The sequence below is a fragment of the Kitasatospora sp. NPDC054795 genome, from assembly GCF_053611565.1.
Window position 1 is genome coordinate 22,507 of sequence record NZ_JBSHAP010000078.1, and the last position, 19,610, is coordinate 42,116.

The 19,610-nt window shown below is 72.9% G+C and carries 12 protein-coding genes and 1 pseudogene; 5 read left to right on the top strand and 8 right to left on the bottom strand.

The features are described from left to right. Window positions 1-15: 15 nt before the first annotated feature. From ACWGJO_RS25970 to ACWGJO_RS25995, 6 genes are all read right to left on the bottom strand, one after another. Entirely contained in the window at window positions 16-1,296 is a 1,281-nt protein-coding gene (locus tag ACWGJO_RS25970; RefSeq protein WP_452187319.1) for a 6-phospho-beta-glucosidase, read from the bottom strand. An 8-nt stretch (window positions 1,297-1,304) separates the two neighbouring features. Continuing rightward, window positions 1,305-2,231 (bottom strand): carbohydrate ABC transporter permease, encoded by a 927-nt coding sequence (locus tag ACWGJO_RS25975; RefSeq protein ID WP_387730955.1) that lies wholly within the window; start codon window positions 2,229-2,231, stop codon window positions 1,305-1,307. Window positions 2,232-2,251: 20 nt separating this feature from the next. After that, a complete protein-coding gene (locus ACWGJO_RS25980) occupies window positions 2,252-3,265 on the bottom strand; it encodes a carbohydrate ABC transporter permease (RefSeq protein ID WP_452187298.1) in 1,014 nt (337 codons plus the stop codon). 25 nt (window positions 3,266-3,290) lie between these two features. Further along, window positions 3,291-4,646 (bottom strand): ABC transporter substrate-binding protein, encoded by a 1,356-nt coding sequence (locus tag ACWGJO_RS25985; protein WP_452187300.1) that lies wholly within the window; start codon window positions 4,644-4,646, stop codon window positions 3,291-3,293. Between the two features lie 104 nt (window positions 4,647-4,750). After that, window positions 4,751-5,941 carry an ROK family transcriptional regulator gene (locus ACWGJO_RS25990; RefSeq protein ID WP_452187302.1) on the bottom strand — a complete coding sequence of 397 codons (1,191 nt, stop codon included), beginning with the start codon at window positions 5,939-5,941 and terminating at the stop codon, window positions 4,751-4,753. A 249-nt stretch (window positions 5,942-6,190) separates the two neighbouring features. Continuing rightward, on the bottom strand, window positions 6,191-7,366 hold the full coding sequence (locus tag ACWGJO_RS25995) for a mechanosensitive ion channel family protein (RefSeq protein ID WP_452187304.1): 1,176 nt from the start codon (window positions 7,364-7,366) through the stop codon (window positions 6,191-6,193). Between the two features lie 218 nt (window positions 7,367-7,584). Between ACWGJO_RS25995 and ACWGJO_RS26000 the strand changes: the two genes are divergently transcribed. After that, on the top strand, window positions 7,585-8,742 hold the full coding sequence (locus tag ACWGJO_RS26000) for an RNA-guided endonuclease InsQ/TnpB family protein (protein ID WP_452187306.1): 1,158 nt from the start codon (window positions 7,585-7,587) through the stop codon (window positions 8,740-8,742). A 228-nt stretch (window positions 8,743-8,970) separates the two neighbouring features. Beyond that, window positions 8,971-9,474: pseudogene (locus ACWGJO_RS26005) on the top strand (HNH endonuclease); the annotation flags it as partial. Window positions 9,475-9,778: 304 nt separating this feature from the next. Here the strand turns inward: ACWGJO_RS26005 and ACWGJO_RS26010 are convergent. Next, window positions 9,779-13,735 (bottom strand): beta-N-acetylglucosaminidase domain-containing protein, encoded by a 3,957-nt coding sequence (locus ACWGJO_RS26010; protein ID WP_452187308.1) that lies wholly within the window; start codon window positions 13,733-13,735, stop codon window positions 9,779-9,781. A gap of 332 nt (window positions 13,736-14,067) precedes the next feature. On the opposite strand from ACWGJO_RS26010, the gene ACWGJO_RS26015 reads away from it, so the two are divergent. The 3 genes from ACWGJO_RS26015 (at window position 14,068) to ACWGJO_RS26025 (ending at window position 16,759) form a co-directional block, all read left to right on the top strand. Next, window positions 14,068-14,220, top strand: a complete 153-nt coding sequence (locus ACWGJO_RS26015; RefSeq protein ID WP_452187309.1) for a hypothetical protein — start codon at window positions 14,068-14,070, stop codon at window positions 14,218-14,220. Window positions 14,221-14,345: 125 nt separating this feature from the next. After that, a complete protein-coding gene (gene malQ / locus ACWGJO_RS26020) occupies window positions 14,346-16,508 on the top strand; it encodes a 4-alpha-glucanotransferase (RefSeq protein ID WP_452187311.1) in 2,163 nt (720 codons plus the stop codon). Between the two features lie 20 nt (window positions 16,509-16,528). Beyond that, window positions 16,529-16,759: a hypothetical protein gene (locus ACWGJO_RS26025; RefSeq protein ID WP_452187313.1), complete on the top strand. Its 231-nt coding sequence runs from the start codon at window positions 16,529-16,531 to the stop codon at window positions 16,757-16,759. Between the two features lie 120 nt (window positions 16,760-16,879). Here ACWGJO_RS26025 and pepN read toward each other — a convergent pair whose 3' ends face one another. Further along, window positions 16,880-19,459, bottom strand: coding sequence for an aminopeptidase N (pepN, locus tag ACWGJO_RS26030; protein WP_452187315.1), 2,580 nt, complete (start codon window positions 19,457-19,459; stop codon window positions 16,880-16,882). Between the last annotated feature and the right edge of the window lie 151 nt (window positions 19,460-19,610).

Sequence of the window (19,610 nt, forward strand, 5' to 3'; positions counted from 1 at the left end):
GCGTCGCGGGCCGGATCAGGTCCAGGCGAGGTGCTCGCGGTTGTGGGCGAGCAGCCGGTCCGTGAGCTGGTCGGCGAGCTCGATCTGGCCGACCAGCGGGTGGGCGAGCAGGGCGTCGAAGACCCGGTCGCGGCCGCCGTGCAGGGCGGCGTCGAGGGCGAGGTGCTCGTACGAGGTGACGGCGGCGATCAGACCGGCGTACAGCGGCTCGACGGGCCGCTGCGGCAGCGGGCGCACGCCCCGCGCGTCCACCTCGGCCGGCACCTCGATGACGGCGTCGTCCGGCAGGAAGGGCAGCACGCCGTCGTTGCGGGTGTTCACCACCTGCACGGACGTCCCGCCGCCGGTGCCGAGCAGGGCGGCGATCAGCTGGACGGCCGCCTCCGAGTAGAAGGCGCCGCCGCGCTTGCCGAGCAGCTCGGGCTTGGTGTCCAGGGCCGGGTCGGCGTACAGCTCCAGCAGCTGCCGCTCGATCTCGGCCACCTGGGCGGCCCGCGAGCCCTGCTCCTTCAGTTCCGCCACCACCGCGTCGTGCTGGTAGAAGTACCGCAGGTAGTAGGACGGCACCACGCCGAGGCGCTCGATGACGGCCTGCGGCAGGTGGAGGTCCTCGGCGATCTCCTTGCCGTGCGAGGACAGCAGCTCCGGGAGCACCTCGCGCCCGGTCGCGGCGCCCGGGGCGTCGAGCAGGGTCACTCCGCGCTCCCAGCTCAGGTGGTTGAGCCCGACGTGGTCGAGCCGGACCAGTTCCGGGTCCACGCCCAGGTGTCCGGCGAACTTGCGCTGGAAGCCGATCGCGACGTTGCACAGCCCGACGGCCTTGTGGCCGGCGCCCTGCAGGGCCCGGGTGACGATGCCGACCGGGTTGGTGAAGTCCACGATCCAGGCGTCCGGGTTGGTCCGGCGCACCTGTTCGGCGATGTCCAGCACCACCGGGACGGTGCGCAGCGCCTTGGCGAGGCCGCCGGCGCCGGTGGTCTCCTGGCCGACGCAGCCGCACTCCAGCGGCCAGGTCTCGTCCCGGTCGCGCGCCGCCTGTCCGCCGACGCGCAGCTGGAGCAGGACGGCGTCGGCGTCCGCGACGCCCGCCACCAGGTCGGTGGTCACCGTGACGACCGCGGCGTGGCCCTGCCGGGCGAAGATCCGCCGGGCGAGGCCGCCGATCAGTTCCAGGCGTTCGGCGGCCGGGTCGATCAGCACCAGTTCGCCGATCGGCAGGGTGTCGCGCAGCCGGGCGAAGCCGTCGATCAGCTCCGGGGTGTACGTCGAACCGCCGCCGACGATTGCCAACTTCAGTGCGGACATCAGCCCTTGACCCCTGTCAGTGTCACGCCTTCGATGAAGGCCTTCTGAGCGAAGAAGAAGAGGACGATCACCGGGGCCATCACCAGCAGGGTGGCGGCCATGGTGAGGTTCCAGTTGGTGTGGTGGGCGGCCTTGAAGGACTCCAGTCCGTAACTGAGCGTCCAGGCGTCGTGGTTGTTGCTGGCGTAGATCTGCGGGCCGAAGTAGTCGTTCCAGCAGTAGAAGAACTGGAACAGCGCGACCGCCGCGATGGCCGGCTTGGCCATCGGCAGGACCACCCGCAGCAGGGTGCGCAGGTCTCCGCAGCCGTCGATCCGGGCGGCCTCGATGTACTCCTTGGGGATGGTCATCAGGAACTGGCGCAGCAGGAAGATGGAGAACGCGTCGCCGAAGGCCATCGGGATGATCAGTGGCCAGAGCGAGCTGCCCAGGCCCATCTGCTTGGTCCAGAACAGGTACATCGGGATGACGGTGACCTGCGGCGGCAGCATCATCATCGCGATGACGGCCATCAGGGCCAGGTTGCGGCCGCGGAAGCGGAACTTGGCGAGCGCGTAGGCCACCGGGAGGCTGGAGACGACGGTCAGCAGGGTGCCGAGCCCGGCGTACAGCAGGGTGTTGCGCCACCAGCTGAGGAAGCCGGGGACGGCCCAGACCTTGCCGAAGTTGCCCCATTCCCAGCTGGTCGGCCAGTAGTCGGTGGTGAGTGCCTGCCGGTCCGACATCACCGAGGTGAGGAGGACGAAGACGAAGGGCAGCAGGAAGAACAGCGCGGCGGCGATGGCCAGCGCGTGCACGGCCACCCAGTGGAGCACCGCGCGGCGCCGGGCGGCCCGGGCGGCGGGGCTGCCGGACCGGGAGGACCGGGAGCGGCGGGAGGGGCCGGTCGCGGCCGGCGCCTCGGTGAGTGTGGTGCCAAGAGTCATGATCGGGTCCTCACGGGCCGCTAGTCGTCGCTCGCCATGAAGCCGGACCGGCGGCGGAGCAGGATCGAGGTGACGGCCATCGAGATGGCGAACAGCACCACGGCGACGACGCAGGCCGCGCCGTAGTTGAAGCTCTGGAAGCCGAGCTTGTAGACCATCTGCGGCAGGGTCCAGGTGGAGCCGCCCGGGTAGCCGGGCTCGAAGGGCTGGCCGGAGCCGCCCGCGATGCCGCTGGCGACCTTCCCGGCGACGATCGCCTGGGTGTAGTACTGCATGGTCTGGATCACCCCGGTGACCACCGCGAACATGATGATCGGCGAGATGTTCGGCAGGGTGACGTACCGGAACCGCTGGAACGGGCCGGCGCCGTCCAGCTCGGCCGCCTCGTACTGGTCCCGGGGGACGTCCAGCAGCGCGGCCATGAAGATGACCATCAGGTCGCCGACGCCCCACATGGCGAGCAGGGTGAGCGCGGGCTTGGACCAGTCCTCGGAGGCGAACCAGCCGGGCTGCGGCAGGCCGAGCTCGCCGAGCAGGTGGTTGACCGGGCCGGTGCCGGGGTTGAACAGGAAGGCGAAGGCGACCGTGGCGGCCACCGGCGGGGCCAGGTACGGCAGGTAGAAGGCGGTGCGGAAGAAGCCGGCGCCGGTCTTGACCTTGGTGATGAGCATCCCGATGCCCAGGCCGAAGGCGACCCGAAGGCTCACCATGACGACGACCAGCCACAGGGTGTTGCGCAGGCCCTGCCAGAAGCTCGGCAGCTGGTTGAAGACGTAGTCCCAGTTCTTCAGGCCGCTGAAGGTCGGGCTGCCGAAGCCGTTGTAGGAGGTGAAGGAGAAGTAGACGGTGGAGATCAGCGGGTAGGCGAAGAAGACGCCGAAGCCGATCAGCCAGGGGGAGAGGAAGGCGAGGGTGCGGGCCGCCTCCCGGCGGCGCTTGCGACGCAGCAGGTGCTGCGTGCCGGGCGCCGCCGGGCCGGTCGGTCCCGCGTCGGCCTCGTCGTTCCCCTTGCGGGTGCCGAACGCGAGTGACATGGGAACTCCGTGGACCGTTCCCGGGCTACTTGGCCTGGGCGATGTCGGTGTCGATCTGCTTGGCCGTGGCGGCCAGGCCCGCCTGGAGGTCGGTCTGCTTGCCGGACTCGTAGTCGTAGCCGAGGTTCTGCAGGGTGGTGATGTAGCTGCCGCCGTTGACGGCCGGCGGGGTGGTGCCGGAGTGGGGGTTCTTGGCGACGTTCAGGAAGGTCTTGAAGTTGTCGTCGCTCACCAGCTTCGGCGAGTCGAGCGCCTCGATGGTGCTCGGCACGTTGTGGATCGCGTTGGCGAAGCCGACCACCGCGTCGGTGTCCGTGGTCAGGTACTTGACGAACTCCCAGGCGGCGGCCTGCTTCTTGCTGGTGCTGGCGATGCCGACGATGGTGCCGGTCTGGTAGCCGCGGCCGTAGGTGTCGGCCTGGTCGTCCGGGACGGGGAAGGCGGCGGTGGCCCACTCGAAGTCGGGCTTGTCCTTGGCGAGCGAGGCGGTGCGCCACTCGCCGTCGAGGATCATCGCGAGCTGACCGGTGTGGAAGGGGTTCTTGGCGCTGAACTCCTCGCCGAAGGTCGCACGGTACTTCTCCAGCTTGGCGTAGCCGCCGAGCTGGTCGACCAGGCCCTTCTGCCACTTGAGCATCGCGGCGACCTTCGGGTCGCCGGCGATGTTCGATTTGCCGTCGGCGCCGAAGTAGGTGGGGCCGTACTGGCCGAGGTAGTGCTCGGTGGTGGACTCGTAGCCGTGGTACAGCGGCATGAAGCCGAGCTGCTTGTACGAGTCGCCGTCGGGGAGGGTCAGCTTGGCCACGTCCTCGGCGAACTCGCTGAAGGTCTTCGGCGGGTTGGCGATGCCGGCGTCGGCGAAGGCCTTCTTGTTGTAGTAGAGGCCGTACGCGTCGCCGAGCAGCGGCAGCGAGCACTGGTTGCCCTGGAACTGGGTGTAGTTGAGCATCGTGGCCGGGAAGGTCTTGGCCGGGTCGATGCCGCTCTTCTGGAGCATCGGCTTGAGGTCGACGAAGGCCTTGGTCGAGCAGAACATGCCGACGTTGTTGGTGGTGAAGGAGGAGACCACGTCCGGCGCGTCGGCGCCGCCGGCCCGCAGGGCCTGGTTGACCTTGTCGTCCGCGAGGCTGTCCACGGCCTTCACGTGGATGGTGGGGTGGGTCTTCTCGAAGGCGGCGATGTTGTCGTTGATCGCCTTGATCTCGTTGTCCTGGCTCCAGCCGTGCCAGAAGGTGATGGTGACGTCCTTGCCGCCGGCCGATTCGTCGGAGCCGCCCGTGTCGCTGGAACCGGTGCAGGCGGAGGCGAGCAGCGCCAGGACGGCGCTGCCGGCGACGGCGGCGACGGTGCGGCGGCCTCTGCGGGAGGTGGTGGCGTGCACTTCGGGATCCTCCTGGGGGTGCGCGGGCAGGCCTCGTTGCCTCGGGTCCCGCGTTCGGGGGTTGGGGAGAGGTGGGTGCAGGTGGCGAGGTGACAGGGGGAGCGTCAGTGGGTGGAGAAGACCGCCTCGCGGGCGTCGGACAGGGCACGTTGCAGGGCGCCGAGCAGGACCGGTGAGCCGGACAGGGCACTGCTGCGGACCTCCGGCCGGGCGATGGAGATCCGCGCCAGTTCGTCCTCGACGAGAGCGCGCAGCCGCTCGCCGCCGGCGCTCGGCACCACGCCGGAGAGGACCACCAGTTGGGGGTCGACGACGGCGACGATCACCGCCAGCCCGACGGCGAGCCGCCCGGCCAGCGCGGCGAGGAAGGCGTCGCCGGCGCCCGGGAGGGCCAGCGCCTTGGCGATGGACTCCTGCGCGGTGGCCGCGCCGAGCCCGTGCTCACGGGCCAGGGCCCGGACGGCGGGAGTGCCGACCAGGGCCTGGAACCCGCCGAACTTGCGGCGGCGGGCGTCCCACTCGACCGGCGAGTCGGGCAGCGGCATGTAGCCGACCTCCCCGGCGCCGCCGGTGAAGCCGCGGTGCAGCCGCCCGGCGATCACGATCGCCGCGCCGACCCCCGCCCCGGCCCAGAGCAGGACGAAGTCCTCGAAACCGGCCGCGGCGCCCGAGGAGCGCTCGGCGACGGCGGCCAGGTTCACGTCGTTCTCGATCGACACCGGCGCGCCGATCGCCTCGGTCAGCTCCTCGACGAGTCTCGGCGAGTGCCAGCCCGGCAGGTGGGAGGCGTAGCGCAGCTTGCCGGTGACCGGGTCGGGGGCGCCGCCGACGCCGATCGCGGCGGTGCGCAGGACGCCCTCGGGCAGGCCGGCGGCCCGGACGGCCTCGGCCACCGCGGTGGCGACGGCCGGGACGGTCCCGGCGGCCGGGACGCCCTTGGTGGGCACGGTGTGCTCGGCCAGCGTGGTGCCGGTGATGTCGGCGACGGCGACCCGGATCTCGCTGTTGGTGACGTCCAGTCCGGCGACGTACCCGGCGGCCGGATTCACCTGGTACAGCCGGGCGTTGGGGCCGGGGCCGCCCGCCGTGGTGCCGACCGGCAGGACCAGTCCGGCCGCCTCCAGCCGGGCCAGCAGCTGGGAGGCGGTGGGCTTGGACAGCCCGGTGAGGGCGCCGATCTGGGTGCGCGAGAGCGGCCCGTTCTCCAGCAGGAGTTCGAGGGCGGCACGGTCGTTGATGGCGCGCAGCAGGCTGGGGGTGCCGGCGAGGGGGGCCCTGGCGGTGTTCTTGGTCATGCCCGGAATCCTCCCCTTTCGGCTGGTCGGGACGGTCCGCGGGTGTCCCCGGAGCGGGGAGCGGGCGGGCTTCGGACGAACTGTTAGGAAACTTTCCAGTCGCTTGGGAAGGACCGTAAGGGCCGTTTCGGCGGAGTGTCAATGGTGGGTGGAGCGGAGGATGCCGAAGCGTTACCGGACAGCACGAAGCCCCGCTCCCGGTACCTGCGCCGGGAGCGGGGCTTGCGTCGTGTCCGTACGGTCGCCGGGCTACGGCTTCGCCGGGTCGTCCGCCCCCTTCGCGGCCGGGATCGGCTCGGCCGCCCGGTAGCGCGGCGAGGCCGGGTCGGCCAGCGCGGACGGCGCGGCCTGCTCGGCGGCCGGTACCGGCGACGGCGCGATCACCACGCCGGTCGCCCCGGCGGCGGCCGCCGGGACCTCTTCCTTGACCTTGATCCCGGCCCGGTCGAAGGCCGCCTTCAGCCGCTGGCGCAGCGCCCGGGAGACGGCGGCCGCCTTGCCCGGGGCGGTCCGGGCCTCGATCCGCAGCACCACCGAGTCCGAGGCGACCGACTCCACGCCCAGGATCGACACCGGCGCCCAGACCAGCTCGTCGTACGGGGCCTCCTTGGCCATCTCCTCGGCCGTGGCCAGGATCAGGTCCTCGACCCGGAGCAGGTCCTCCTTGTACCCGACCTGCACGTCCACCGAGGCGGTCGCCCAGCCCTGGCTCATGTTGGCGATCCGCTTCACCTCGCCGTTGCGGATGTACCAGATCTCGCCGTTCGCCCCGCGCAGCTTGGTGACCCGCAGGCCGACCTCCAGCACGGTGCCGGTGGCCACCCCGGTGTCGATCTCGTCGCCGACGCCGTACTGGTCCTCCATGATCATGAAGACCCCGGAGAGGAAGTCCGTGACCAGGTTGCGGGCGCCGAAACCGATCGCCACACCGGCCACACCGGCGCTCGCCAGCAGCGGCGCCAGGTTGACCCCCAGCGCGGACAGCACCATCAGCGCCGCCGTGCCCAGGATCGTGAAGGAGGCGACGCTGCGCAGCACCGAGCCGATCGCCTCCGAACGCTGCTGGCGCCGCTCCGTGTTCACCACCCCGGTGTTGGCCAGCAGCCCGCCCAGCCGGCTCTCCTCCTGGTGCTCGGAGGTGCGCGCCATCCGCCCTATCAGCTGGGTGATGAGCTTGCGCACCACGGCCCGCAGCACCAGGGACAGCACGATGATGAAGACGATCCGCAGCCCGGAGGCCAGCCAGCCCTGCCAGTGGGTGTCGAACCAGCTGGCGGCCTGCCGGGTCGTCTCGGAGACCTCCTGCGCGCTGGTCGGGATCCGCAGGTCGAGCTCGGGCAGCTGCGCGGTGGGGCTTGGGGCCGGCGTCGGAGTGGTGAGCGTCGAGGACGCGTCGGACGGACCGGTGGCACCGGAGCTGAACACGTGCAGGCCTTCCTTGCCGGGTGAGTGGCGGGCCCGCACCGCCGAGGAGCGGCCCGCGGACCGTGAGCGTCAGCCTATCCGCCGCCGCATGCCCGCCCGGACCGGCCGGGAACCTCCCGCGAGCGTGCCCGAGGGCGTACGGAGCGTCCCGAACGCCCGGCCGACGCTCCTGCGCAACTCTTGCACGCCCCCCAGCTGCTTGAACTACCGTCTGTGTTGTGAAGATCGCTGTGCGTGTGAAGCTGGATCCGTCCGCCTATCAGGCGGACGTCCTCGCCGCCACGTTGCGTGCGTGCAACCGGGCGGCGAACCACGTCTCCCGAGTCGCCTTCCACTCGGGTGAGAAGCGACGCAACGGTCTCCAGCCGAAGGTGTACCGGCAGATCAAGGATGAATTCGACCTGTCGGCGCAGCCTGCCTGCAGAGTGGTGAAGAAGGTCTGCGACGCCTATGCGGCGCTGAATGCGGCCATCAAGGCAGGGAGTCTCGGTCCAAAGGGCGACAAGCGGAGAAACCGGGCGGGGTCAAAGCCGATCTCCTTTCGTGAGGATGCGGCCCAGGCATTCGATGACCGCTGCCTGTCGTGGAATACCGATCACCGCACCGTCAGCATCTGGACGGTGGCCGGTCGCCTGAGGGGGATTCGGTTCACCTGTTCGGACGGGGCGGCGAGAATGCTGGCCGAGCACCGACAGGGTGAGTCGGACCTGGTCCGCCGAGATGGCCGGTGGTATCTGGTCGCCACTTGTGAGGTTCCGGTTCCGGCCGCTTACCAGCCCTCGGATTGGCTCGGCGTGGACCTCGGAATAGTCAACGTCGCCACCACCTCGGACGGTGACGTCCTGTCCGGCAGGCGCCTGGAGCGCTACCGGAAGCGTATGGCTCACCTGCGTGCCAAACTTCAGCCCAAGAAGACCAAGAGTGCGAAACGTCGACTCAAGGCCCTGCGCCGACGTGAACAGCGTTTCGCCACGGATGTCAACCACGTCATCTCAAAAACCATCGTCACGACCGCTGAACGCACCTCGCGCGGAATTGCCCTGGAGGACCTCACAGGCATTCGCGAGAGGGTCAAGGCCAAGCACGACCAGCGGTATCGCCTGCACTCCTGGGCCTTCGCCCAGCTCGGGGCATTCGTGGACTACAAGGCCAAACGCGTCGGCGTGCCGGTGGTGCACGTCAGCCCGGCCTACACCTCCCGGCAGTGCTCCGCCTGCTGGCACACCCACAGACACAACCGAGTGAACCAGGCCACATTCGCGTGCCGCGCCTGCGGGACCACCATGCACGCGGACGTGAACGGCTCCCGCAACATTCGCCACCGTGCGGCTGATGCGTGGACGCGGGGCGCTGTCGACCGTCCCGCCGGCGCGTAGGGCGCCGGTCAGACGCGGACGCCACCGGCGGGGCGACTCGTCGGACGCAGGGTGAACCGCAAACCCGAACCCCTCGGGCCGGGTCGTCGACGTCAGGTCCGTTACACAGGAGTGGTGGCGCCGTACGAAGGCGTAAGGCGACACTGGGGGAGATCGCGCACGCCGTGGCGCGATCCAACCGCTCGTCCCGGCGCGAGCCACGCGCCGCAGGCGTCCAAGGAGGCATCCGTGCCGCATGTCCTGGTCCTCAACGCGTCCTACGAGCCACTCGGCGTCGTATCGATGCGCCGCGCACTCATCCTGGTCCTCAACCACAAGGCGGTCAGCCTGGAGGACTCGGGAGTCACTCTGCACAGCGCCACCAGCGCCCTTCCGGCGCCGTCCGTCGTCCGTCTGACCCGCTTCGTGCGGGTCCCCTTCTGCGGGCCCGTCCCGCTCACCCGCCGGGCGCTGTTCGCCCGCGACCACGGCCGCTGCGTCTACTGCGGGGCCGCCGCCACCAGCGTCGACCACGTCATCCCGCGCAGCCGCGGTGGCCAGCACCGGTGGGACAACGTCGTGGCGGCCTGCCGCCGCTGCAACCACACCAAGGCCGACCGCCACCTCACCGAACTCGGCTGGCGGATGAAACGACCACCCGCGCCGCCCAGCGGCCTGGCCTGGCGCATCATCGGCACCGGGATCAAGGACCCGCGGTGGCGGCCCTACCTGGAGCCCTACGGCGGCGGCGACCAACTGCGCGCCCCGCAGTGGGGCGAGCACGAGCACCGCGACCGTACCGAGCAGCCGGTCCACCCCGTCCCGCTCGGCCGGGCGCACCCCGGCCACCCCGCCCCCGTCCGCCGCGGCGAGCAGCCCGAACCGCTCTCCGCCTGACCCCAGCTCCACAAGGGCCCGCCCGTCACACCGTCGGTACGCGCCTCATGGGCCGCCGAGCCCCCCGCACCGGGGAGCCGGCGGCCCGCCGCGTTCCTGGGGCCGCCTCCTTCCGGGGCCGCTGATTCCGAGGCCCCTACCGCCGGGCCCGGCCCGGCCGCTACGGCTTGGTGGCCGCCGGGGGCGCCGCCGGGACGCCCGGCACGCCGCCGGGCTGGACGGGCTGGGCGGGCTGCCCCGCCGGGGGCTGCGGCGCGGCCGGCGGGGTCACGGCGTACAGCTCGACACCCCACAGCGAGTAGCCGTACTTGGTCGCCCGCGCCACGCCCTGCACCCGGACGTACCGGACCCCGGGCGCGTCGAAGCGCACCGTCTCGTCGCCGCCCTTGCCGTTGTCCACCGTCGCGGCGTCCGTCCAGGAGTTCCCGTCCGCCGAGACCTGGATCCGGTACGAGGCGGCGTACGCGGCCTGCCAGTGCAGCACCGCCGCGCCCAGCCGGGTCGCCTGCGGCAGCTCCAGCCGCACCCAGGCGTCGTCCTTGGGCGGCGAGGACCAGCGGGTCTTCGGATCGCCGTCGGTGACCGCCGAGGCCGGGAAGTTCGCCGTCTCGTCGCCCGAGGAGGTGGCCTTCGCGCCGGCCGCCAGGTCCGGACCGCCGGTGGGCGGCACCACGTGCACCTGGAGCACCTGCCGGACGGTGGTGGTGCCGGCCACGAACTGCACCGGCACCCGGTACGTCCCGGACGGCGTCTCCGCGGTGGCGCTCACCAGCAGCGGCACGCCCACCCGGCCGCCGCGCGGCACGGTCACCGGGCCGGCCGGGGTCACGGTCAGGCCCTTCGCGGCGGCCGGCACCTCGGTGCGCAGCTCGCCCGTGGTGCCCTCGGGGCGGCCGGCCTCCACGGTGGCCCGGGTCGTCACCGGCGCGGAGGCGCCGGTGACCACGTCCAGGGCCGGGTCGGAGAGGCTCAGCCGGGCCGCCGGGGCGTCCGAGTACCACGGGATCACCTGGTTGACCACCGGCGGGTCGCCGCCGGGCTTCCAGGTCAGCCGGAACGCGTCGGCCGGCTGCCCGCCGGCCGGCAGCTCGTTGTAGCCGGGCTGCACGGTGCCGATATCGGCCCAGGTGCCGTCGGCCCGGCGCACCGCGACGGTGGCGGTGGCGCGCACCGCCGGGTCGGTCAGCACGGTGAGCCGGTCCAGCGGGCGGGCCGCGCCGAGCTCGACGACCAGCGGCTCGTCCATCGCGGTCGGCGCCTTGGCGGCCCGGTACGCGGTGTCCGGGTTGCCGTCCAGCACGGCGGCGGCGGAGGAACCGGGCGCCGCGTCGGGACCGCCGCTGACGCTGGCCGGGGACTCGTCCGGGGCGGTGACGGTGAACTCGCGCACCGCGACGGCGGTCTTCTGCGCGGCGGTGGCCCGCAGCCGCACAGCCCGCACCACGGTGCCCGGCGGCAGTTGGGCGCTGACCGTCCTCTGGTTCCTGACGGTGGCGAGCTGCTTCCAGCCGCCCTCGCCGGTCGAGTACTCCAGCACGCCGTCGCGGATGTAGTCGTCCGCGGCGGACCGGGCGTCCGGGCCGGCGCCCCAGCCGCCCATCAGCACGGTCACGCCGCTGACCGGGCGGCCCGCGCCGAGGTCCAGGCCGACCGCGTCACCGGGCTGCGGGGGAGCGGAGCTCCAGTAGAACGTGTCGGCCACGCCGTCGGTCATCAGCGCGGGCAGGTGGTCCTGCGCGGTGCCCATGGTGGTGGTCGGGGTGAGCCCGCCGCCGCCCACGCCCGCCCAGTTGTCGGCGGCGCGCACGGCGCGGTCCAGGAACGGGCCGAGCACCCCGGCACCGACGGTGGCCGGGGCCCGGTCCAGCTGCTCGCGCAGCCGGTTGAGCTCGACCCGGGCCTTCCAGGCCGCGGCGCCGTCGCCGCCGTGCTGCGCCAGCACCATGTCGAGGGCGGCCTGCCCGGCCAGCCCGTAGTCGCGCAGCGGGCCCAGCCAGGGCGCGGCCTCGCCGGCCAGCTGGGCGGTGGCCGGGGTGCCGGCCAGGGTCTGCTGGGCGGTGGCCATGGCGGCGAGGGCCTCCCGCAGCGGGGCGGCGGCCTCGATCAGCCGGGCGAGGTCGGGAGTGGCGCCGGAGGTGGGCTCGGCGGCCGCCCAGAACCGGTCCAGCAGCGGCGTCAGATAGCCGGACTCCTGCTTGGACAGCGGCGAGGAAGTGCTGTTGCCGGCCAGCGCGAGGACCGCGGACAGCGCCGTCCCGGCGGGCGTCGGGGCGGCGCCGGTCGGCCCGGCCAGCGAGCGCACGGCGGCCTGCCAGGACTCCTCCGGCTTGTACCCGGCCGGATTCCAGGCGAAGTCGCCGGCCGTCGAGACGGCGATCCGGGAGGCCACCGGCTGCTGCATCGCGCCGGTCAGCAGCACCGCCGAGCGGGTGGCCACCTCCGGGTCGCGCCCGGTGTAGGCGCCGAGGAAGAGCCGGTCCGGGGTGGCGTCGTTGACCGGGTAGTTGTCCATGGTGAGCAGCGGGCGCCCGTACAGCCCGGCGGTGTCCGAGGCCTGGGCACCGGTGATCTTCTCCGGGATCACCCCGACCCCGCTCCAGGCCACCTGCACACCCTCCGGCAGCGCCGCCGCCAGCGCCTTGCGGTACGGGGTGGAGCCCTGCTGGTGGTACTCGGTGGGGACGACGGACAGCGGCGCCAGGCCCGGGTTCCGCGCGATCAGCCGGTCCTGCACCTTCCGCACCAGCGCGGCCTGCGCCTTGGCGGCCGCGGCGGGCCCGGTGCCGTACTCGTCGCGGTCGTCGTCGCAGTGCCACTCGTCGTAGCTGACGTCCAGGAACTGCAGCTGGAAGGCGGTGAAACCGAGCCCCCGCAGCCCGTCCAGCTTCTTCACCAGCGCGTCCACGTCCTTGCCGGAGCTGAAGCAGAAGGACTGCCCCGGGTCGATCGCGTAACCGAGTACCACGTGGTTCTGCCGCGCCCGGAAGCCCAGTTCGCGCAGCTCCTCGGCCTGGGCGGCGGAGTAGGCGTTGCGCCAGCGGGAAAGTCGGTACGGGTCGTCACCGGGGGCGTAGAGGTAGAAGTTCTGCTTGGAGCGGCCCAGGAAATCGACCTGCTCCAGGCGCTGCTGGGCGGTCCACGGGGTGCCGTAGAAGGCCTCCGCGGTGCCGCGCACCGGCGCGCCGGTCGGCCAGTCCCGCAGCGTGATCCCGGGCAGGCCGAGCCCGGCCGCACCGGGCGCCTGCCCCTGCCCGGCCGGTACGGCGGCGAGCAGCTGACGCAGGCTCTGCGCGGCGTAGAAGGTGCCGGTGGCGTCCACGCCGGCCAGCACCACGGCGCCGTACGTGCCGCCGCCCTGGGCGGGCAGCTGACCGGCCGACAGCACGTACCCGCCGGCCGGCATCCCCGCGGTCGTCGGCCCGGTGCCGTCCTTGCCGCCGGCCGCCGCGGACAGCTGCCGCAGCACCCGGTCCACCTCGCCGCCGGCGCCCTCGGCGGGCCCGCCGACGTACACCACCAGCGAACCGGCGGCCGGCGTCCCGCCGTCCGGCTGCGGCGTCACATCGCGCGCCCCGGCGACCTCCAGCACCTCGTGCACGGCCCGCACCGCACCCTGGTCCACCTTGGGCGCGGTCACCAGCGTCACGGCCGACGGCACCGTGACGGGCTTGCCCGCCACCGTCTGCTGCTGCGGCTTCGGGAACACCCTCGGGTCGGTCACGCTGCCCAGCGGCGTCTGCGGCGCGGCACTCACCACGTCCGGCGCCGAGACCGCCGAAGCCGCCGCGTACGCCGTCGACGGCAACGAACCGGCCAGCAGCCCGCCGACCACCGCCGCGGCCGCGACCCCGGCCGCGATCTGCATCGTCCGCCGCCCCGGCCGGCCCGTGGCCCGCCCGGCCCGCTCCTCGCGCACCGAGGCCAGCAGCGGCTCCGTGCCCTTGAGGTCGGCGATCAGCCGGTCCGCCGTCCGCGGCGCCAGCTGACGGCACGTCCGCGCCGTCGCCCGCCGCGCCACCACCGCCGCGGGGTGCTGCAGCACCTCCCGCAACGCCGGACTCTGCTCCAACTGCGACCGCAGCCGCCGCCCGGCCGCAACGGACACTCGGGCTTGCACAGGAGCCTCCTCGCCAGGCCGGAACCACATCCCGGCAACCCCACCAGCTGGCCAATCCGGTGTCAATGTCACCGACAGCTACGCCTGGATTGCCCTGCTTCATTCCCTTGTGGAGACCAGGGCCGACCCCTGGTGCGGAGCGGCCGCGACCAGCAGAATCGGCGTCACTGTACGACACCGTGTCAATCGTGGCCGGGGGGAAGGGAACAGCGGATGGTTCCACCATCACCGCGCCGGTGGCTGCCGGCCCTGATCGCGGTCGGCCTGCTTACGGCCACCGGCTGCTCCCGGCGCCCGAGCCGACCGGAACGAGCTACGGAACCGGCACCGCGATGGCCGCCGACACCAGGGGCACCGACTTCGGCTCCACACTCGCCGACCTGGAGAAGCTGAAGGGCGACGAGGTCCTCACCCTCAAGAAGGGCGGCGGCACGACCCGGCTGAAGGCCCACGAGTTCCGCGCCAACGCTCTCACGTTCTGCTGACCCGTCGCCGATCCCCCGGCCGTTCCGTCCGGTACCGTCGTGTCGCGCTGGGTGATCGTGGTGTCACGCGGGTAGGACTGTGGCTGTCCCGACCGGGCGTTGCCGAGACATCGCAGGAGCCGCGAGTGGCCGCTTACCACGACAGTGACGGAGCCGAGCAGGTGCCGGCGCAGGACGCTCCGCCGCCGCCCGCCGAACTGGTGGCGCTGGCGCAGGCGTACGGGGTGGACACCGGGTACCCGGGGGGCGGCGGGCAGACGGTGGGGGCGCGGACACTGGTCGCGGTGCTGGGGGCGATGGGGGTGGCGGCCGGGACGCCGCCGGAGGTGCGGGAGGCGCTGGAGCGTCACCGGGCCGGGCAGCGGGCCCGGTTGCTGCCGCCGTGCGTGGTGGTGCGGCAGGGGAGGCGGGCGGCGCTGGACGTGCCGGCGGACGCCCGGCTGCGGGTGGAGCTGGAGGACGGGGGCAGCTGGGAGCTGCCGCGGGGGCACTCGCACTGGGTGCCGGGGGACCTGCCGCTGGGGCGTCACGTGCTCACGGCGCGGAGCGGCGAACGGACGGCGAGGGCCGCGCTGATCGTCGTCCCCGAGCGGCTGCCGCAACTGCCCGGCCGCAGCTGGGGCTTCCTCGCCCAGCTGTACTCGGTGCTGTCCGAGCGCTCCTGGGGCATGGGCGACCTCGGCGACCTCGTCGAGCTGGCCCGGTGGGCGGGGGCGGGCCTCGGCGCGGGCTTCGTGCAGATCAATCCGCTGCACCAGGCGCTGCCCGGCGCCCCCTCCGACCCGTCCCCGTACCGCCCGTCCTCGCGCCGTTTCGCCGACCCGGTGCACCTGCGGGTCGAGGACGTCCCCGAGTACGCGTACCTGACCGCGGACCAACGACAAAGGGCCGAGGAGCCGGCCGGGCGCGCCGCCCGGCTGCGCGAGGAGGTCCTCGGCCACGACGCGCTGATCGACCGGGACGCCGTCTGGCAGCTCAAGCGCGAGGCCCTGGAGCTGCTGCACGAGGTGCCGCGCGGCCCCGGCCGCCAGGCCGAGTACGAGGCGTACCTGCGCCGTGAGGGCGAGTGGCTGCGCCGGCACGCCCTGTGGAACGCCCTCGCCGAGGAGCACGGCCCGGACCGGCAGCACTGGCCGAAGGGCCTGCGTCACCCGGACGGCCCACAGGTCGAGCAGGCGGAGAAGGAGCTCGCGGAGCGGGTCGAGTTCCACCGCTGGCTCGCCTGGCAGGTCGACCAGCAGCTCGCCCACGCCCAGCGGGCCGCCCGTGAGGCCGGCATGCCGGTCGGTCTGATCCACGACCTGGCCGTGGGCGTCCATCCGGACGGCGCGGACGCCTGGGCGCTGCAGGACGTGCTGGCCGACGGCATCTCGGTCGGCGCCCCGCCGGACGCCTTCAACGCCCACGGCCAGGACTGGGGCCTGCCGCCCTGGCGCCCGGACGCGCTCGCCGAGGCCGGCTACGCCCCGTTCGCGGAGCTGCTGCGGGCCACCGCCCGGCACGCCGGGGCGCTGCGGATCGACCATGTCATGGGCCTGTTCCGGCTCTGGTGGGTGCCGAAGGGCCATCCGCCGACCGAGGGCGCGTACGTGCGCTACGACGCGGAGGCGATGCTCGGGGTGCTGGCGCTGGAGGCGCACCGGGCCGGTACGGCGGTGATCGGCGAGGACCTCGGCACGGTGGAGCCGGGTGTGCGGGAGGAGCTGGCGGAGCGCGGGGTGCTGGGCACGTCCGTGCTCTGGTTCGAGCGGGACTGGCAGGCCGGCGGCGCGATCCTCGGCCCGGACCGCTGGCGGCCGGGCTGCCTGGCCACCCTCACCACCCACGACCTGCCCAGCACCGCGGCCCGGCTCTCCGGCGAGCACGTCGAGCTGCGGCACCGGCTGGGCCTGCTGGCCCGGCCGCTGGGGGAGGAGCAGGAGCAGGCGGCGGCGGAGCTGGCGGACTGGCGGGCCGAGCTGGCCGGGCTGGGGCTGCTGGGCCCGGACGAGCCGCTGACGATGCCCGTGCTGTACCGCTTCCTGCGGGCCACCCCGGCGGAGCTGGTCGGGGTCTGGCTGCCGGACCTGGTCGGCGACCCGCGCCCGCAGAACCTGCCCGGCACCTGGGACCAGTATCCGAACTGGCGCCTGCCGGTCGCCGACGGCTCCGGCGGGCCGGTCACCCTGGAACGCCTCGCCACCGCCCCCGCCGCCGGGCTGCTGGCCCAGCTCCTCGCCCTACCCGACTTCCTGCCCGACTTCCCGCCCGACTCCGTCAGGCGGACCCCGACGCGCGCCGTCCCGTAAGCGGCGGGTAAGTTGGAAACGTGGACAAGAGGAACGCTTTGCGAGCCGGCGCGGTCTGCGCAACGGTCACGCTGATGATGCTGCTGTCGTCGCCCGCCATGGCCTTCTCCAGGGACGACGGTGACGACCCGGGTACCGGCCTGAGTGTCGGTGAGACCATCGGCCTGTACGTGGTGGTCCCGCTCGTCGCCTTCGCGATCATCGCCGCTCTGGCCGGTATGCCGTACGGCAGCAAGGGCAAGAAGAAGTAGCTCCTCGTAGAGGCGAGCGCCGCGTCCACCAGGACCCGCACGACGTCCACCAGGACCCGCACGACCCCGAAGGGGCGCCGGACGATCCCGTCCGGCGCCCCTTCGGCTGTTCGCGCACCGTCAGCGGGCCCCCGCCGCACGGTCGGCGTCCTGGGCCCTGAGGGCGCGCTCGACGCCCGCCCGCGCCTCGACGACCTGGCGCCGCAGCGCCGGCGCCGGCTCGGCCGAGGCCAGCCACGCGTCCGTGGCCTCCAGGGTCGCGGCCGTCACCTGCAGGGCCGGGTACAGCCCGACGATGATCTGCTGCGAGATCTCGTGGCTGCGGGTCTCCCAGACGCCCTTGACCGCCGCGAAGTACTTCGCCGCGTACGGCGCGAGCAGCTCGCGCTGGTCGGACTGCTGGAAGCCGGCGATGACGGCCTCCTGCACATAGTTCGTCAGCTTGTCGGACTCCACCACCGACGCCCAGGCCTGCGCCTTGGCCTCGGCGGTCGGCCGGGCGGCGCGGCAGGTGGCCGCGTGCTCCTGGCCGGCCGCGGTGTTGTCCCGCTGCAGCTCGGCGGCGATGGCGGCCTCGTCGGCCCGGCCGGTGGCGGCGAGGCGCACCAGCAGGGTCCAGCGCAGCTCGGTGTCGACCGCGAGGCCCTTGATCTCGGCCGAGCCGTCCAGCAGCCCGGCGAGCAGGCCCAGCTGACCGTCCGTACGGGCGACCGAGGCGAGGGCGCGGGCCCAGGCCAGCTGGTGGTCGCTGCCGGGCTCGGCGGCGCGCAGGTGCTCCTCCGCGGCGGCGGCCCAGCGGTCGAGGCCCTGCTCGCGCCACTGCGGGTCGGCGTAGGCGTCGAGGGCGAGCTTGACCTGGCGGTGCACGGACTGCACCACGCCGATGTCGCTCTCGCGCCCGATGCCGGACAGCGCCAGCGCCAGGTAGTCGCGGGCGGCCAGCTCGCCGTCGCGGGTCATGTCCCAGGCGGAGGCCCAGCACAGCGCGCGCGGCAGCGAGTCGGCGAAGCCGCCGAGGTGCTCGGTGACGACGGCCAGCGAGTCCTCGTCGAGCCGGATCTTGGCGTACGAGAGGTCGTCGTCGTTCAGCAGCACGACGGCCGGGCGGTGGCGGCCGACCAGCTCCGGCACCTCGGTGCGCGGGCCGTCGACGTCCAGCTCGATCCGGTCGGTGCGCACCAGCGCGTCGCCGTTCAGCTCGTACAGGCCGATCGCGATGCGGTGCGGCCGCAGCACGGCCTCGCCCTTGGCGCCGGCGGGCAGCGCGGGGGCCTCCTGGAGCACCGCGAAGGACTCGATGTCGCCATCGGTGTTCACCGTGATCGAGGGCCGCAGCACGTTGATGCCGGCGGTCTCCAGCCAGGCCTTGGACCAGGCCTTGAGGTCGCGGCCGCTGGCCTCCTCCAGGGCGCCGAGCAGGTCGCTGAGCCGGGTGTTGCCCCAGGCGTGGCGCTTGAAGTACGCCCGCACGCCCTGGAAGAACGCGTCCTGGCCGACGTACGCCACCAGCTGCTTGAGCACCGAGGCGCCCTTGGCGTAGGTGATGCCGTCGAAGTTGACCTGGACGTCCTCCAGGTCGTTGATCTCCGCCATGATCGGGTGGGTGGACGGCAGCTGGTCCTGCCGGTACGCCCAGGTTTTCATCTGGTTGGCGAAGGTGGTCCAGGAGTGCGGCCACTTGGAGCCGGGGGCCTCGGCCTGGCAGACCGCCTCGGCGTAGGTCGCGAAGGACTCGTTCAGCCAGAGGTCGTTCCACCACTCCATGGTGACGAGGTCGCCGAACCACATGTGGGCGAGCTCGTGCAGGATCGTCGCGGCGCGGGCCTCGTAGGCGGCGTCGGTGACCTTGGAGCGGAACACGTACTGGTCGCGCAGGGTGACGGCGCCCGCGTTCTCCATCGCGCCGGCGTTGAACTCCGGGACGAAGAGCTGGTCGTACTTGGCGAACGGGTACGGGAAGTCGAACTTCTCCTGGAAGTAGTCGAAGCCCTGCTTGGTGACCTCGAAGACGGCCTCCGGGTCCAGGAACTCGCGCAGCGAGGGCCGGCAGTAGACGCCCAGCGGCACCTTCTGCTCGCCGTTCTCGTAGGTGTCGAAGACCCCGACGTACGGGCCGGCGACGAGCGCGGTGATGTAGCTGGAGATCCGGCCGGTGGGCTCGAAGGTCCAGACCCGGGTGTCGCCCTCGCCGACCGGTTCCGGGGTCGGCGAGTTGGAGACCACGACCCAGCCGTTCGGCGCGGTCACGGTGAACGCGAACGCGGCCTTCAGGTCGGGCTGCTCGAAGTTGGCGAAGACCCGGCGGGCGTCCGGCACCTCGAACTGGGTGTACAGGTAGGTCTCGCCGTCGACCGGGTCGACGAACCGGTGCAGGCCCTCACCGGTGTTGGTGTACTCGCAGGTCGCGACGACCCGCAGCTCGTTCTCGGCCGCCAGGCCCGGCAGCGGGATGCGGCTGTCGGCGAAGCTCGCCGGGTCGAGCCGCACGCCGTTGAGGACGACCTCCTCGACGCTCGGGGCGACGAGGTCGATGAAGGTCTCCGCGCCGGGGGTGGTGGCGGTGAACCGGACCACGGTGGTGGACCGGAAGGTACCGCCTTCACGGGCCGAACCGAGGTCGAGCTCGATGTCGTACGCGTCCACGTGGAGGAGGTCGGCCCGGGTGCGGGCCTCCTCACGGGTCAGGTTTGTGCCGGGCACTCGCTGCACTCCTTTGTCAGACTGATGCTCCGAATCCTCGCACGTCCAACGGACGGGGCGGCCGAAAAATCGCGGGCGGGGGGCGGGGCCGGGGCGGGGCCCCGACCGCCCCCCCCCCCCCGCGCGCCCCCGGCGGGGGGGGAGCGGCCCG